At 67.2% G+C, this 13,876-nt stretch carries 13 protein-coding genes, 2 tRNA genes and 1 pseudogene; 5 read left to right on the top strand and 11 right to left on the bottom strand.

Annotated elements, in window-relative coordinates:
- Nucleotides 1-30 precede the first annotated feature (30 nt).
- The 7 genes and pseudogenes from lpxK to FQS62_RS07895 form a co-directional block, all read right to left on the bottom strand.
- Nucleotides 31-1,052, bottom strand: a pseudogene (lpxK, locus tag FQS62_RS07925) (tetraacyldisaccharide 4'-kinase).
- Complete coding sequence (msbA, locus tag FQS62_RS07920; protein WP_049444520.1) at nucleotides 1,052-2,800, bottom strand: lipid A export permease/ATP-binding protein MsbA; 1,749 nt, start codon at nucleotides 2,798-2,800, stop codon at nucleotides 1,052-1,054. The pseudogene lpxK and the gene msbA overlap by 1 nt, the downstream one beginning before the upstream one ends.
- Nucleotides 2,797-3,219, bottom strand: coding sequence for an ExbD/TolR family protein (locus tag FQS62_RS07915; RefSeq protein ID WP_004152323.1), 423 nt, complete (start codon nucleotides 3,217-3,219; stop codon nucleotides 2,797-2,799). The genes msbA and FQS62_RS07915 overlap by 4 nt, the downstream gene beginning before the upstream one ends.
- Nucleotides 3,220-3,222: 3 nt before the next feature.
- Complete coding sequence (locus FQS62_RS07910) at nucleotides 3,223-3,885, bottom strand: MotA/TolQ/ExbB proton channel family protein (RefSeq protein WP_049444519.1); 663 nt, start codon at nucleotides 3,883-3,885, stop codon at nucleotides 3,223-3,225.
- A 3-nt stretch (nucleotides 3,886-3,888) separates the two neighbouring features.
- Entirely contained in the window at nucleotides 3,889-6,288 is a 2,400-nt protein-coding gene (locus FQS62_RS07905) for a DNA internalization-related competence protein ComEC/Rec2 (protein WP_208043741.1), read from the bottom strand.
- Nucleotides 6,289-6,347: 59 nt separating this feature from the next.
- The gene (locus tag FQS62_RS07900) at nucleotides 6,348-7,691 is read right to left on the bottom strand and encodes a sensor histidine kinase (RefSeq protein ID WP_154348771.1); all 1,344 of its coding nucleotides are present in this window, start codon (nucleotides 7,689-7,691) and stop codon (nucleotides 6,348-6,350) included.
- Between the two features lies 1 nt (nucleotide 7,692).
- Complete coding sequence (locus FQS62_RS07895; RefSeq protein WP_057500262.1) at nucleotides 7,693-8,364, bottom strand: response regulator transcription factor; 672 nt, start codon at nucleotides 8,362-8,364, stop codon at nucleotides 7,693-7,695.
- Between the two features lie 145 nt (nucleotides 8,365-8,509).
- Between FQS62_RS07895 and FQS62_RS07890 the strand changes: the two genes are divergently transcribed.
- Both FQS62_RS07890 and FQS62_RS07885 read left to right on the top strand, forming a co-directional pair.
- Nucleotides 8,510-9,277 (top strand): MipA/OmpV family protein, encoded by a 768-nt coding sequence (locus tag FQS62_RS07890; RefSeq protein ID WP_154348769.1) that lies wholly within the window; start codon nucleotides 8,510-8,512, stop codon nucleotides 9,275-9,277.
- A gap of 30 nt (nucleotides 9,278-9,307) precedes the next feature.
- Nucleotides 9,308-9,592, top strand: a complete 285-nt coding sequence (locus FQS62_RS07885; RefSeq protein ID WP_019337170.1) for a hypothetical protein — start codon at nucleotides 9,308-9,310, stop codon at nucleotides 9,590-9,592.
- A 10-nt stretch (nucleotides 9,593-9,602) separates the two neighbouring features.
- On the opposite strand, the gene FQS62_RS07880 is transcribed toward FQS62_RS07885, so the two are convergent.
- On the bottom strand, nucleotides 9,603-9,743 hold the full coding sequence (locus tag FQS62_RS07880; protein WP_162838403.1) for a hypothetical protein: 141 nt from the start codon (nucleotides 9,741-9,743) through the stop codon (nucleotides 9,603-9,605).
- A 162-nt stretch (nucleotides 9,744-9,905) separates the two neighbouring features.
- Between FQS62_RS07880 and FQS62_RS07875 the strand changes: the two genes are divergently transcribed.
- The 3 genes from FQS62_RS07875 to FQS62_RS07865 all read left to right on the top strand — a co-directional run bounded on the left by FQS62_RS07875 (nucleotide 9,906) and on the right by FQS62_RS07865 (nucleotide 11,369).
- Nucleotides 9,906-10,475, top strand: a complete 570-nt coding sequence (locus FQS62_RS07875; RefSeq protein WP_099590238.1) for a TlpA family protein disulfide reductase — start codon at nucleotides 9,906-9,908, stop codon at nucleotides 10,473-10,475.
- Between the two features lie 113 nt (nucleotides 10,476-10,588).
- A complete protein-coding gene (locus FQS62_RS07870; RefSeq protein ID WP_049444507.1) occupies nucleotides 10,589-10,777 on the top strand; it encodes a hypothetical protein in 189 nt (62 codons plus the stop codon).
- 259 nt (nucleotides 10,778-11,036) lie between these two features.
- Nucleotides 11,037-11,369: a hypothetical protein gene (locus tag FQS62_RS07865; RefSeq protein ID WP_088479415.1), complete on the top strand. Its 333-nt coding sequence runs from the start codon at nucleotides 11,037-11,039 to the stop codon at nucleotides 11,367-11,369.
- A gap of 97 nt (nucleotides 11,370-11,466) precedes the next feature.
- Here FQS62_RS07865 and FQS62_RS07860 read toward each other — a convergent pair.
- The 3 genes from FQS62_RS07860 to uvrB all read right to left on the bottom strand — a co-directional run bounded on the left by FQS62_RS07860 (nucleotide 11,467) and on the right by uvrB (nucleotide 13,846).
- A tRNA-Val gene (locus FQS62_RS07860) sits at nucleotides 11,467-11,541 on the bottom strand.
- A 98-nt stretch (nucleotides 11,542-11,639) separates the two neighbouring features.
- A tRNA-Val gene (locus FQS62_RS07855) sits at nucleotides 11,640-11,714 on the bottom strand.
- Nucleotides 11,715-11,821: 107 nt separating this feature from the next.
- Nucleotides 11,822-13,846, bottom strand: a complete 2,025-nt coding sequence (gene uvrB, locus FQS62_RS07850) for an excinuclease ABC subunit UvrB (protein WP_049445148.1) — start codon at nucleotides 13,844-13,846, stop codon at nucleotides 11,822-11,824.
- Nucleotides 13,847-13,876: the final 30 nt, after the last annotated feature.

Raw genomic sequence — 13,876 nt, 5'->3', positions numbered from 1 at the left:
GGCGCATGAATGCAAGCGCCGCCGCGCCATTCAGTTCGGTCGCAGCTTGTCCAGGCGGTCGGTCAGCGCCACCCAGAATGCGGCAGGCAGCTCGGCACGCAGCGGGACCGCGTAATGCCAGTCATTGCCGAACGCGCGGCATTTCACCGCATCCTTTTCGGTCATCAGCACCGGCAGCTGGCTGCCGAAGGACAGGTCCTGCGGCTGATAGTCCTGATGGTCGGCGAAGGCGTGCGGTACGACGCCGATACCACGCGCGCGCAGCATGTCGAAAAAAACGCTGCGGATGCGCGATGCCGGCCACGGCGTGCACGCGCTGGCCCTTGAAGTACGACAGCGGACGGGCACGGCCTCCGGCCAGCGGTTGTGCGCTGTCGATGTGCAGTGCCATCGGCCACTGGCCGAAGCCACAGGCTTGGGCCGCAGATTCCTCATCGGCCTGGCCGAGATTGACCACGCGGAAATCGCACTCGCTGGCGCGGCTGACCGGCTCGCGCAGTGGTCCGGCCGGGATCATCCGGCCATTACCGTAGCGGCGCTGCGCATCAACCACCTCGATTTCGATGTCGCGCGCCAGCCGGTAGTGCTGCAGACCGTCGTCGCAGACGATCACATCGCAGCCGGCCTCGATCAGCGCCTTGCCGGCAGCAACGCGGTCACTGTCCACGCGCACCGGCACGCCGGTCTTCCAGGCGATCAGCACCGGTTCGTCCCCCCCCCTTGGCGGTCGGCGTATCAGCCTTCACCCACAGCGGCTTGTCCGCATCCTCGCGGCCGTAGCCACGACTGGCCACGCCCGGCTTCCAGCCGGCGGCACGCAGGCGCTCGACCAGGGCGATGGTCAGCGGCGTCTTGCCGGTGCCACCGGCGGTGATGTTGCCAACCACGATGACCGGTACCGGCAGCGTGTAGCGCTTGCGCCAGCCACGCCGATAGGCCCGGCGGCGCAGCGCGGTGACGCCGGCATACAGCGGCGCCAGCAGACGCATCGCCCACGGAACCGGGCTGCCGTCGTACCAATACGGCGGGGTCTGGGTACCCTTGCCGGCCATCAGTCCTGCCTTTCGCGGAACTGCATGCTGTGCAGATGCTGGTACAGGCCGCCCATGGCAAGCAGCTCCTTGTGGGTGCCACGTTCGACGATGCGCCCGTGGTCCATCACCAGCACCAGGTCGGCGTGCTCGATGGTCGACAGGCGGTGCGCGATGACCAGCGTGGTGCGCTCCGGCATCAGGCGCTGCAGCGCATCCTGCACCAGCCGCTCGGATTCGTTGTCCAGCGCGGCGGTGGCTTCATCAAGGATCAGGATAGGCGCATCCCGCAGGATCGCGCGGGCGATCGCCAGGCGCTGGCGCTGGCCGCCGGACAGCAGCGCGCCGTTCTCACCCACCGGGGTCTGCAGCTGCTGCGGCATGCGTGCGATGAATTCCCACGCATTGGCCGCTTCGGCCGCCGCGCGGATCTGCTCGTCGCTGGCCTCCATGCCGTAAGCGATGTTGGCAGCGATGGTGTCATCGAACAGCATGACCTTCTGCCCCACCATCGCCACCTGGCGACGCAGGTCGGCCAGCGGATAATCATCCAGCGCGACGCCATCAAGGGTGATGCGTCCGCCGCTGGGTTCATAGAAGCGCGGCACAAGCCGGATCAGGCTGGTCTTGCCGCTGCCTGAGCGGCCGACGATGGCGGTGACCGTTCCGGGCTTGGCAACAAAGCTGATGTCGTCCAGCGCAATGCCACTGTCCTCGCGGTAACGCAGCATGACGTGGTCGAAGGCCAGTTCGCCACGCACGCGCTGCACCGTCCTGCGGCCCTCGTCGCGCTCCACCGGCATGTCGAGAATGCTGAACAGACGCTCGGCAGCCGCCACGCCCCGCGAGATCGAGGTCTGCACGCTGGTCAGACGACGCAGCGAAGGAATGATCGCCATCATCGAGGTCATCAGGCCCATGAACTGGCCCGCATTGAGACGACCGGCCAGCGCTTCGCGCGTAGATACCCAGACGATCACCGCCAGTGCCAGGGCGGCGAGGAACTGGACCACGCTGGACGCCGCGGCACGGGTGACTTCCACCTTCATGTTCAGCGACAGCATGCGGTTGGCCAAGCGCGAATAGCGTGTGATCTCGTGCTGCTGGGTGCCATGCACCTTCACTTCCTGCTGCGCGGCCAGCGACTGCTCGGCGGTCTGCGCCATCGAGCCCATGCCGTCCTGGATGCCACGGCTGATGCGGCGGTAGCGCTTGCCCACGAAGGACACGATCACGCCGATCAGCGGCACCACCACCAGCATCGCCACGGTGACCTTGACGCTCATCTGCAGCATCACCGCCAGCATGGCGATGATGGTCAGGGTATCGGCGACCACGGTCTTGAGCGCGTCGGCGCTGGCCTGGGTGACCTGTTCGGTATCGAAGTTCAGGCGGCTGACCATCACCGGCGTCGCTTCGGTATCGAAATGCGAGGACGGCAGGTGCAGGTACTTGGCCAGCACTTGTTCGCGCAGGTCGCGCACCACGCTGCGGCCGGTCTTGGCCAGCGCATAGTCGCTCACCCAGGTGGCAATGCTGCGCATCAGGAACAGGCCGAGGATCGTCAGCGGCAGGATCACCGCCATGCGCGGTTCCGGGTTGACGAAACCACGGTTGACCAGCGGCTCCATCAACTTGGTGAAGTGATAGCCCGCCAGGGCTTCGACCACCATGGCGATGACCGCGGCCACCATGAATACCCAGTAGGCACGGGTGTACCCCAGCAGACGTTTGTAGATCGGCCACACCGGCGCGTGATTGGAACTCATGGACGCACCTCGGGTGCTGTTGCAATGGCAATACGGCGGAAACCGAGCTGACCCAGCGCGTCCTGCGCGGTCACCACGGCCTGGTAGGGAGTGCGTGCGTCGGCACGCAGCAGCACGGTCTGCTCGCGATCGCTGCCGGCCACGGCGGCGATGGTCTGCTTGACCGACTCGACGTCGCTGCGCAGCACTTCCTGGTCATTGATGAAGTAGCGGCCTTCAGCGTTGATCAGCACGCTGAGCGAGCGCGGCGGTTCGTTGGTCTGCTGCTGGCTGGCCGTTGGCAGCTGCACCTGCAGCGTCGAACGCGCATCGAAGGTGGTGGTGACCACGAAGAAGATGATCAGCACCAGGATGACGTCGATCAGCGGCACCAGATCGATATGCGGCTCATCCTGGGATCGGTCGTTGCCGATACGCATCGATCAGGCCTTCGCCGTGGCGGCGCCGGCCGGACGCGCGGCCGGGGCCGGGTTCATCACCCCGGGGCGGCCGTCGAGCGTATCCAGCAGGGCGCTCGCTTCCTGTTCCATTTCCACCACGTAGCCGTGGATACGGCCCTTGAAGTAGCGATGGAACATCAGCGCCGGGATGGCCACGATCATGCCGGTGGCGGTGCACACCAGCGCCTTGCCGATACCGCCGGCCAGCTGGTTCACGTCGCCCACGCCGTGGTCGAGGATGCCCAGGAACATCTGGATCATGCCGATGACCGTGCCAAGCAGGCCCAGCAGCGGGCCGGCCGAGGCGATGGTGCCCAGCGCGTTCAGGAAACGCTCCATGCGGTGCACCAGGTGACGGCCGGTGTCTTCGATGCGTTCGCGGATCTGGTCGCGCGGGCGGTTGCGCGCTTCCAGTGCGGCGGCCAGCAGCGCGCCCAGCGGCGAGTTGCTACGCAGGGTCTGCAGGTGGGCCGGGTCGAGCTTGCCGCGCGCGGCCCAGTTGCGCACTTCCTGGCCGAGGCCGGGCGGCAGCACCTCAGTTCGCCGCAGGGACCAGAAACGCTCCAGGATGATCGCCAAAGCCAGTACGCCCAACAGCAGCAGCGGCACCATCGGCCAGCCACCGGCCTTGACCAGTTCCCACACGTTTCAACCCTCCGGCCCAATGGCCGCTTGTTCGATCGGCGATAGGATAGCAGCCGACCGCGCCCGCCCAGCGGCATCCCACCACCGGGATGCGTGGATACGCTGTTCACGCAGCTGCAGCCCTTGTGCACCAAGCCATACGCGGATCGCCCCGGAATCGGCCGTGGCCAGCACTTCCGCCCCCTGCGCCTGCCAGCGCTGGACCACGTCCCGGCGTGGATGGCCGAAGCGGTTGCGGTGCCCGGCCGAGACCACCGCCAACCGTGGCGCCACGGCGGCCACCCACGGCGCGCTGGAGCTGCCACCGCTGCCATGGTGCGGCACCAGCACCACATCCGCCTTCAATGCCGCCGGAGACGCCTGCAACAGCACCTGCTCGGCCGGGCGGCCGATATCGCCCGGCAGTAGGACCACGCCATGACGGCTGGCGACGCGCAGCACGCAACTGTCTTCATTCTCAGCCTGCCGGCTGCCCGGTGCCGGGTGCAGCACCTGGAAGTCGACACCGTCCCACTGCCAGCGCATCCCCTGCTGGCAGGGCGTGGCTCCGGCGATGGTGCTGCCGGGCGGCGCCATCAGCTGCAACCCAGGCAATTGCCGGCGCAGGCTCGGCAGGCTGCCGGTGTGGTCCAGATGGTCATGGCTGAGCATCGCCCGCTGCGGCGGCCCCTGCCCCAGCGAACGCAACACCGGCACCAGGATCCGTTCATTGCCATCGCCTCCGGTCGGCGGCCCCACGTCGTACCAGAGTGCGTGCCGCGCCGTGCGCAGCAACACCGCGGTGCCCTGGCCGACATCGTGCACCAGCAGTTCCAGTTCCCCTTCGGCCGGTGCATGCCGGGCGGGCCACAGCAGTGGCAGGCACAGCAGCAGGCCCGCCAGGCCACCGCCGCCGCCGCGCGGCAGCAGCCACCAGAACACACCCAGCAGCGCCGCCGGCACTGCCCAGCGCGGCGCCTCGGCCAGCCACCACATCGCCTGCGGGTGCAGTGCCAACGGCTGCAGGACCTGCCAACTGAGTTCGAACAGCCAGGCGGCGGCGCGCCATGCCCAACGCCCGGCGCCGTCATGCAGCGCGTGCAGGCCGGTACCCAGCAGCGACAACGGCACCACCAGCAACGTCCACCACGGGATGATCGGCAGATTGACCAGCGGGCCCAAACGCGCGGTGCCACCGAACAAGGCCACGCATAGCGGCAGCAGGCCGAGGCTGGCCACGCCCTGCGCGGCCAGGAAGCCGCGCAGGCCGCCGCCGACGCCCTCCGGCGCGGTCCGCGGCAGGCACCACAGCAGCCACAGCACCCCGCCAAAGCTGAGCCAGAACCCGGCCGACAGCACCGACAGCGGCGCCGGCAGCAGCATCACCATCGCGGCCAGGGCCAGCCCCTGCCCCGCACCCACCGGGCGACGTCCGGCACGGGCCAGTGCCACCAGCACGATCATCAGCGCCGCGCGCACCGTTGGCAGCGCGCCGCCGGCTGCCACGGCATAAGCGGCTGCGGCCAGCGCCGCGCCCCACGCCGCCGCCTGCGGCCGTGGCCAGTACCGTCCCAGCAGCGGACACAGCCACCACGACAAGCGGCACAGCAGTACGCCGAAACCAGCCACCACGCCCACGTGAAACCCGGAAATGGCGACCAGATGGGTCAGGCCCAGCGCGCGCAGGTGCTCCCAGTCGGCATCGGACAGTCCGCGGGTGTCGCCCAGGGCCAAGGCCTGCACGAACCGTGCGGCAGGATATGCCACCTGCGTGGCGATGGCGTCACTACTGCGCTCGCGCCAGGCCGGCAGGCCCTGCGCGGGCGTGCGCTCATGCGCAGCGCCCGGATCGCGCACCGTGCCATTGCCGGAAATGCCGCGCAGCAATGCATGGCGTTCGCCATCGAAGCCGCCGGGATTGATTCGCGAGCGTGGCGCACGCACGCGCAACGACAACTGCCAATGCGATCCCGCACGAACTGCATGGCGTCCGCCCTCGGCCTCGTGCGCTGACGATCTGCGCCACGGGTCGTTCCAGGTGAGCTGCAGGCGCCTGCCACGCAGTGCTGGCAGCGTATCGGCCTCATCCACGTGCAACACGAAACGCGTGTAGCCGGGCCCGCGCTGTGGAAGATCAGCCACCCGCCCGCGCACCTGCACATCCTGCGGCGGCGCGCCCGGTGGCAGCTGGCCGTGCAGGGCCCACTGCCCGTGCAATGTGGCCCATGCCAGGCCGAGCACGATTGCAGCCCAGGCCCGGCCGCGCCAGCGCAACAGCCAGCCCGCGCCGCCGGCAACCGCCATCGGCACGCTCAGCCACAGCGGCAGCAGCACCGGCATCTGCACGCAGGCCAACGCACCCAGCACCAGGCCGGCGGCGCAGCCGGGGCCGAACACGGCCGGCGCGGAACGTTCGGAAACCATTCCACCAGCCTGCCGCCAGGCGTAACAGGCTGCCTATCGGGATTTTCCCCGCGTGGCTGTCAGCGCCGGACGGTGCCGCGGTGGAAGTTGACCCGGAAGCTGGCACCGCCGCCGGCGGCCTCGCCCACACTGACCGAGCCGCCGTGGTGCTGCACGATTTCCTTCACCAGGTGCAGGCCCAGGCCACTGCCGCTGCCCGCCGCGCGGAGGCGATGGAAGGGTTCGAAGATCGCCTCGCGGTCGCTCACTGGAATACCGGCGCCCTGGTCGCTGACTTCCAGCAGGCCGCGCGTGTCCAGGCGCACGCAGATGGTGCCGCGTCCGCCGCCGTGGACGATGGCGTTGTGCACCAGGTTGGCGATCACCCGGCCCAGCGCCAGGCTGTCGCCGTGGATCCACACCGGAGCCTCCGGTGCATCCACTTCGAAGCCATAGCCGGCACCGACCACCAGTGGCGCCAGATCAGCGGCTGCCTCACGCACCAGCAGCGCCAGGTCCAGCCGCTGCAGCGCGCCGACGTTGCGATCGAGCCGCTGCAGATCCAGCAGATGCTCGGCAACGTTGCCCAGCCGCGCAACATCGGTCAGCAGCTGCGACTTGAGCTCGCCCTGCGGCAGCTGCGACAGGCGCGCCTGCACCACCGCGATCGGCACCCGCAGTTCGTGCGCGGCGTCGGCAAGGAACTTGTCACGCGCCGCATAGCCCTGCTGCACCTTGTCGATGGCATCGTTGAAGGCCTCCACCAGCGGCGCAACCTCGGTCGACACCAGCTGTGCATCCAGCCGCGCGCCGGCCTGGCCGATGTCCAGCTCCTTGGCCTGCTGTGCGGACCGGCGCACGCCACGCATCGCACGGTGGATCACGGTCGGCATCACCAGCAGCGTGACCACGATCAACGGCAGGAAGAACCACAGGCCGATCAGGCGCAGCACCATCAGCGCGCCATCCAGCAACCCGCCCTTCGGTGCCCCGCCCACCATCACCGTGATGCGCCGCCCATCTTCGTTGCGGATCATCACCCGCGCCACGTCCAGATAGGGCGGCACCAGTGAACCCAGTTCGGTTGCACCCACTGTCGGCAAGCGTGCCAGCAACGGCGCGTGGATCGCCGGAATCGTGCCGCGTTCCAGCCACATGCCCTTGTCATCGACCGCCGCGAACCAGAGGTTGCCGCCGGCCCCGGCATTGAGCTTTTTCCAGCGCGCCTGGTCCAGCACCAACCTGCCACCTTCGCTGTGCACGGCTTTGGCCACTGCCTCGGCGGTGAACATGTCCATGCCCCAGGAGTCTTTGTCGCCCCAGGTCAGGATCAGCGCGACCACCGCGAACAGCACGGTGAAGGCCTGCGCCAGGAACAGCCGCCAGGCCAGGCCAAGCGTGATGGAGCGGATCGGACGGGCCATCTCAGGCCTCCGCCAGCAGGTAGCCGACGCCTCGGATCACATGGATCTCCACGCCGGCCCCGGCCTGCTGCAGCGCCTTGCGCAGCTTGGAAATGTGCGCATCAAGCGCATTGGACTGGATCTCATCATCAAAACCGTACACCGCCGCCTCCAGTGCGCTGCGGGTGACCGTGCGCCCCTGGCGCATCGCCAGCGCCTGCAGGACCAGTACCTGCCGGCGTGGCAGCGCCAGTGCCTGTCCCTCCACCTGTGCCTGCAGCGATTCGAAGTCGAATTCCAGCCGGCCCAGCCGCAGGCTCGGCGTCACCATTGCCGAGGGCCGCCGCGAGACTGCACGGATGCGCGCCATCAGTTCTTCGATCGCCACCGGCTTCACCAGATAGTCATCGGCACCGACGTCCAGCCCCTCGACCTTGTCCGACAGCGTGCCCTTGGCGGTCAGCATGATCACCGCCAGGTTCGGGCGCAGTGCGCGCGCGGTCGCGACGAACGCCACGCCATCGCCATCAGGCAACTGGCGGTCGAGCAGCATCAGCTGGTGCACCGGCTCGCGCAGCGCGAGCGCGGCTTCGGCCAGGCTGCCGACCACGTCGGCGACCACGCCCTGCCGCTCCAGGCCCGATTGCAGGGCACGGGACAGATCGGGATCGTCTTCGACCAGAAGGATGCGCATCAGGGGCTCGGCAACCGGAAACGGTGCCGATCATAGTGCCTGGCGCCGGGTTTGGGCGCGTTCGCGTGCCGATTGCCAAGGCGCAATGTTCTGACAATGTTGTGCCCCCACCATGCGCAGCCATCCCCCGCAAAGTGGCTGATCGATGCCGTCGCTGTCCCCGACCCTGCTGCGCCCGTTGCTGTTCTCCGCTGCCATCGGCCTTCCGTTGATCGCCCACGCCGCCGACCGCAACACGGGGGTGCAGGCCGGCATCAGTGCCGGCGCGACCTCAGGGGCGTACGCCCACTACGACGTCAAGCCGCTGGTCGTACCGTCCATTGCCTGGCAGGGCGAGCGCTTCTTCGCCAGCCCGGGCTCGTTGGGCATGTACCTGTACAAGCGCGAGGGCCTGCGCCTGTCGGCGGCAGTCACGCCCTACACGCTGCGCTTCAAGACCGACGACGTGAACGATCCTCAGCTGCGTCGCCTGCACAGCCGGCAGATGTCCGCCATGGCCGGCATCAATGGTGAATACAGCGCCGACTGGGGCATCGTCGAGGCCAGCCTGATGCGCGAGGTCACCGGGCACGGAGGTGGCATGGAGACGCGCCTGCACTACAGCTATCCGATCCAGGCCGGTCGCTTCACCTGGGTGCCCAAGGTCGGCGTGGTGCACTCCAGTGCGCGCCTGCTCGACTACTACTACGGCATCACCGACGAAGAAGCGCTGCGCTCGGGACTTGCCGCCTACACCCCGGGCAGCGCGACATCACCGAGCCTGCAGATCGCCGTCAGCACGCCCCTGGGCACGAAGTGGCGCGCGACCGGCGTCGTCGCCAACCAGTGGTTCGGCGATGCCGTAAAGGACAGCCCGATGGCCCGTCGCGGTACCCAGACGTCGGCCTTCATTTCCCTGATGCGCTCGTTCTGATCGAGCGCCCGCAACGGACAAGGACCCCCCATGGCCTCCGTCTCCCCTGCTGCTGAAGCGCACGCGATCCTGCGTGCCCCGGACCTGGACAGCGCCGAGCGCGCCTACCTGGGGCTGCTGCCCGACCTGGAGCACGTGAACGCGCTGACGCGCCGCGCACTGGGCCTTTCGCGCGCTGCCGATGCAGCGCGCGGCTATGCGTTGTCGATGACGCTGGTGGGATTGCGCCTGCAGGAACTTGAGATGGGCGAAGCGACCGCAAAGGAACATCGCCAGGCCACCCTGCGCAGCCTGCGCCAGGCCTTCAGCGCCTGAGCGACCGCGCTCAGCGGAACGTGGTCCACGCCAGCACTGCCGCAAGCAGAGCCACCCAGATCACCGCCTTGAAGGTGCCCTCCAGCATGTTGCCGCCGAACAGCAGTTCGAAGAACGGATTGGGTCTGGAAACCGGTACGTGATCGCTCATCGTTGTTTGATCCTGGTGGTGGTTGCGGGGTGCGCGTGCCTGACCGCGCAGGCACCACTCTAGTCCAGGTGGCGCCTCTACGGATGTGCGGGGAACATCGCCTTAACATCCTACGCGCCCGTTCGGGTATGTTCGGTCCAACGCTGTGTTCAAGGATGATCGATGCTCAAGCGCGTCCTGTTCCCCGTTGTCGCCCTGCTGCTGTCCGCACTGATCGTGGCGCTGGGATGGCAGAACCACCAGCTCCGGCAGATCAACGCGCAGATGGCTGCCCAACTGCAGAACATGCGGCTGGAAGCACATGGTCCCGGCCTGGGCAGCCGCCCGGATGCATTGGCGCTGCGCACGACCCAGCACACCCACGTCGATATCGGCGGCGCGCGCGACGCACCTCAGATCCTGTACTTCTTTTCCACTACCTGCCGCTACTGCCTGGCCTCGATGCCGCAGTTGCAACAGATCGCAGCAGCGCGCGGCCGCAGTGAGCTGATCGGTGTGGGACTGCCTCCCTACGACCAACTGGCCGACTACGCCGGACGGCATGCGTTGCAGTTCCCGATCGCCATCGACAGCGAGGGCGATGCGTCCAATCGCTACCGCGCCACGGTCACGCCGATGCTGATGGTGCTGGCCACCGATGGCAGCGTGATCTACAAGCATGTGGGCCAGCTTGATGAGCAGGTGGTGCGCGCCGCCATGAACTCGCTGACGCCAGTCGCCGCACTGCCCTGAGATACCGCGCGCCGCATCAGCGCGCGCGTCATCGTTTACCGCATACGCGCCACAACCGGCACTCCAGTGCCTTCGGCAACTGCAACACCACTACGCCAACCAAGGAGATACACATGATCGGAAAGAAAGTGCTTTCGTCCGTCGCCGGTATCGTCGTTGTTGCGGCCATGGCCTTCGGTGCCAGCCAGGCCTTCGCCGTCGCCCCCAAGACCGGCTATGCGCCCGGTTGCGAGCCGCATCCGAGCTGCCCGTTCGGCAACTCGGGCAAGCCTGGCCAGGTGCTGTGCTGTGATCCGCTGTAATCGAAGCCGCGCCGCAGGCCGGCCCCGCTGATCTGCTGCAGGTGCCGCAGCGCTGAGCCAGCCCTGCGGCGATGATCGGTGCCCACCCGCACATTGGGCACCGCGCCGGGCCGCCTCCAGGGGCGGCCCGGCACTTCCGGCCCCGGATTCATCCTTCCTCGAGTGTCTTGGCGCGCGCTTTACCCGCTTTCGTCGCAAATCGGTTTCACACCGCAGGGGGCAGTGCCACGCTGGACTCCCTTCTCCGGAGCACCGTGCCATGCCGATGCTTGCCCTGCTGCTGTTGTGCGCCGGCCTGTTCGGCCGCGATACCGACGCCGGGGATGCCTCCCTGCGCAGCCAGATCCTGCAGGCCGACGCCGGGCAGGCAGAAACATCATCGATACCGGATCGGAAAGCGGATCCGGCAACCCTGCAGCTATACCGGCTACGCCAGGATCGCGTACTGCGCGTGGGCAATCAGCCACTGCAGGCCGACGCCCCGCAGCGGAACCCCGGTTCGGCCCGCTTCGCGCAGGTCTGGGAACGCGTGGACGGGCACTGGAGGCTGCAGCGCATGATCAGCATCGACGAATGGGTGGCCCAACGCTGACCGCGGGTTGCAGTCCACCAGCGCAAACGAAAAAAAGCCGGCCCAAGGCCGGCTTCCATCGTGATCCACCGCTGCACCGGCAATGCCGGGAGCCAGGTGGTGGGCGGTACAGGGTTCGAACCTGTGACCCCTACCATGTCAAGGTAGTGCTCTACCGCTGAGCTAACCGCCCATCTTGTTCTTGCCGCCCGAAAGCTGGCCTTGCTACGTAAAAACCCGGCGCCAGGGCCGGGCTTTGCAGTTCACGACAGCCCCCTTCCGGAGACTTCGTGGTGGGCGGTACAGGGTTCGAACCTGTGACCCCTACCATGTCAAGGTAGTGCTCTACCGCTGAGCTAACCGCCCGTTTTTGCTTCTGAACGTCCGCGATTGCGTCGGTGCAGGCCGCGTATATTACGGATGCCGGCCGTGAAGCGCAACACTTTTGTGCAGAAGATGCTGCACTGCCGCGTTCAGCCCAGACTCGCTTCCTTCAGCTGCCGGATCTGGTCGCGCACGCGGGCGGCATCCTCGAATTCCAGGTTCTTGGCATGCTGGTACATCTGCTGTTCCAGCGCCTTGAGACGGGATGCCAGCTGGGCCGGATTGAGTGAACGGTAGTCGGCCCCCACTTCAGCCACTCCCGCCCGGCCCTTGCCCTTGCCTTTCTTGGCTTCCTTCTCGGCGGCGTCCGAACGCGCCCCTTCCAGCACGTCGACGATCGGACGCGCCACCGAGCGCGGCACGATGCCGTGCTCCTCGTTGTACTCGACCTGTTTGGCACGACGGCGGTCGGTCTCATCGATCGCGGCCTGCATCGAACGGGTGATCTTGTCCGCATACAGGATCGCCTTGCCACGCACGTTGCGCGCGGCGCGGCCGATGGTCTGGATCAGCGAACCGGTGGAGCGCAGGAAGCCCTCCTTGTCGGCATCCAGGATTGCCACCAGTGATACCTCGGGCATGTCCAGGCCTTCGCGCAGCAGGTTGATGCCCACCAGCACATCGAACTTGCCCAGGCGCAGGTCGCGGATGATCTCCACGCGCTCGACCGTATCCACGTCCGAGTGCAGGTAACGCACGCGGATACCGTGTTCGGTCAGGTATTCGGTGAGGTTCTCGGCCATGCGCTTGGTCAGCGTGGTGACCAGCACCCGGTCACCGGCCTTGATGCGCGCGTTGGCCTCGCTCATCAGGTCGTCGACCTGGGTGCCCACCGGGCGGATCTCCACCACCGGGTCGATCAGGCCGGTGGGACGTACGACCAGTTCGGTGATCTCGTCGCCGGCCTCGCGGTATTCATAGGGGCCCGGCGTGGCCGACACATAGATGCTGCGCGGGCAGCGCTCTTCCCACTCCTCGAAACGCAGCGGCCGGTTGTCCAGCGCCGAGGGCAGCCGGAACCCGAACTCGACCAGGGTCTCCTTGCGCGAGCGGTCACCCTTGAACATGGCACCGATCTGCGGAATGGTCACGTGCGATTCGTCGATCACCAGCAGTGCGTCGGCCGGCAGGTAGTCGAACAGGGTCGGCGGCGGTTCGCCGGCGTTCTTGCCGGTCAGGTGCCGGGAGTAGTTCTCGATACCGTTGCAGAAGCCGACCTCGGCCATCATTTCCAGATCGAACTGGGTGCGCTGCGCCAGGCGCTGCGCTTCGACCAGCTTGTTCTGAGCGTACAGCTGCTCCAGCCGCTCCTTCAGCTCGACCTTGATCGTCTCGATCGCCGCCAGCACACGCTCGCGCGTGGTCGCGTAGTGGGTCTTCGGGTAGACCGTGAAGCGCTGCATGTTGCGCAGTGTCTCGCCGGTGAGCGGGTCGAACAGGGTGATCTTCTCGACCTCGCCATCGAAAAGTTCCAGGCGCAGCGCCTCGCTGTCCGACTCGGCCGGGAACACGTCGATCACTTCGCCACGCACGCGGAACGTACCACGCTGCAGCTCGTACTCGTTGCGCGTGTACTGCAGCTGGGTGAGGTGATTGATCAGGTCGCGCTGGTCGATGCGCTCGCCCTTGGACAGGATCAGGCGCAGCGACAGGTAGTCTTCCGGTGCGCCCAGGCCGTAGATTGCCGACACCGTCGCCACCACGATCGCATCCGGGCGCGACAGCAGGGTCTTGGTCGCCGCCAGCCGCATCTGCTCGATGTGCTCGTTGATCGAACTGTCCTTCTCGATGAAGGTGTCCGACGACGGCACGTAGGCTTCCGGCTGGTAGTAATCGTAGTAGCTGACGAAGTACTCCACCGCGTTGTGCGGGAAGAACGCCTTGAACTCGCCATACAGCTGCGCGGCCAGCGTCTTGTTCGGCGCCATGATCAGCGTCGGCTTCTGCACGTTCTGGATGACGTTGGCGATGGTGTAGGTCTTGCCCGAGCCGGTCACGCCCAGCAGCGTCTGCTTGGCGATGCCCGCTTCGAAGTTGCTGGTCAGCTTCGCGATGGCATCAGGCTGGTCGCCCGCCGGCGAGTACGGCGAAACGAGTTCAAAACGGTCGCTCATGGTGGTGCCAGTTCCCGGGAATGGTGAGTA

It is taken from the genome of Stenotrophomonas sp. SBJS02 (assembly GCF_020428325.2).
GTDB lineage: Bacteria > Pseudomonadota > Gammaproteobacteria > Xanthomonadales > Xanthomonadaceae > Stenotrophomonas > Stenotrophomonas africana.
This window is presented reverse-complemented; position numbering and strand designations above follow the sequence as displayed.

What these genes read in the sequence shown, in the direction of transcription:
- msbA (WP_049444520.1), bottom strand. Translation starts at nt 2,800, where the DNA reads ATGAGTTCCAATCACGCGCCGGTGTGGCCGATCTACAAACGTCTGCTG.
- FQS62_RS07915 (WP_004152323.1), bottom strand. Translation starts at nt 3,219, where the DNA reads ATGCGTATCGGCAACGACCGATCCCAGGATGAGCCGCATATCGATCTG.
- FQS62_RS07905 (WP_208043741.1), bottom strand. Translation starts at nt 6,288, where the DNA reads ATGGTTTCCGAACGTTCCGCGCCGGCCGTGTTCGGCCCCGGCTGCGCC.
- FQS62_RS07900 (WP_154348771.1), bottom strand. Translation starts at nt 7,691, where the DNA reads ATGGCCCGTCCGATCCGCTCCATCACGCTTGGCCTGGCCTGGCGGCTG.
- FQS62_RS07895 (WP_057500262.1), bottom strand. Translation starts at nt 8,364, where the DNA reads ATGCGCATCCTTCTGGTCGAAGACGATCCCGATCTGTCCCGTGCCCTG.
- FQS62_RS07890 (WP_154348769.1), top strand. Translation starts at nt 8,510, where the DNA reads ATGCCGTCGCTGTCCCCGACCCTGCTGCGCCCGTTGCTGTTCTCCGCT.
- FQS62_RS07885 (WP_019337170.1), top strand. Translation starts at nt 9,308, where the DNA reads ATGGCCTCCGTCTCCCCTGCTGCTGAAGCGCACGCGATCCTGCGTGCC.
- FQS62_RS07880 (WP_162838403.1), bottom strand. Translation starts at nt 9,743, where the DNA reads ATGAGCGATCACGTACCGGTTTCCAGACCCAATCCGTTCTTCGAACTG.
- FQS62_RS07875 (WP_099590238.1), top strand. Translation starts at nt 9,906, where the DNA reads ATGCTCAAGCGCGTCCTGTTCCCCGTTGTCGCCCTGCTGCTGTCCGCA.
- FQS62_RS07870 (WP_049444507.1), top strand. Translation starts at nt 10,589, where the DNA reads ATGATCGGAAAGAAAGTGCTTTCGTCCGTCGCCGGTATCGTCGTTGTT.
- FQS62_RS07865 (WP_088479415.1), top strand. Translation starts at nt 11,037, where the DNA reads ATGCCGATGCTTGCCCTGCTGCTGTTGTGCGCCGGCCTGTTCGGCCGC.
- uvrB (WP_049445148.1), bottom strand. Translation starts at nt 13,846, where the DNA reads ATGAGCGACCGTTTTGAACTCGTTTCGCCGTACTCGCCGGCGGGCGAC.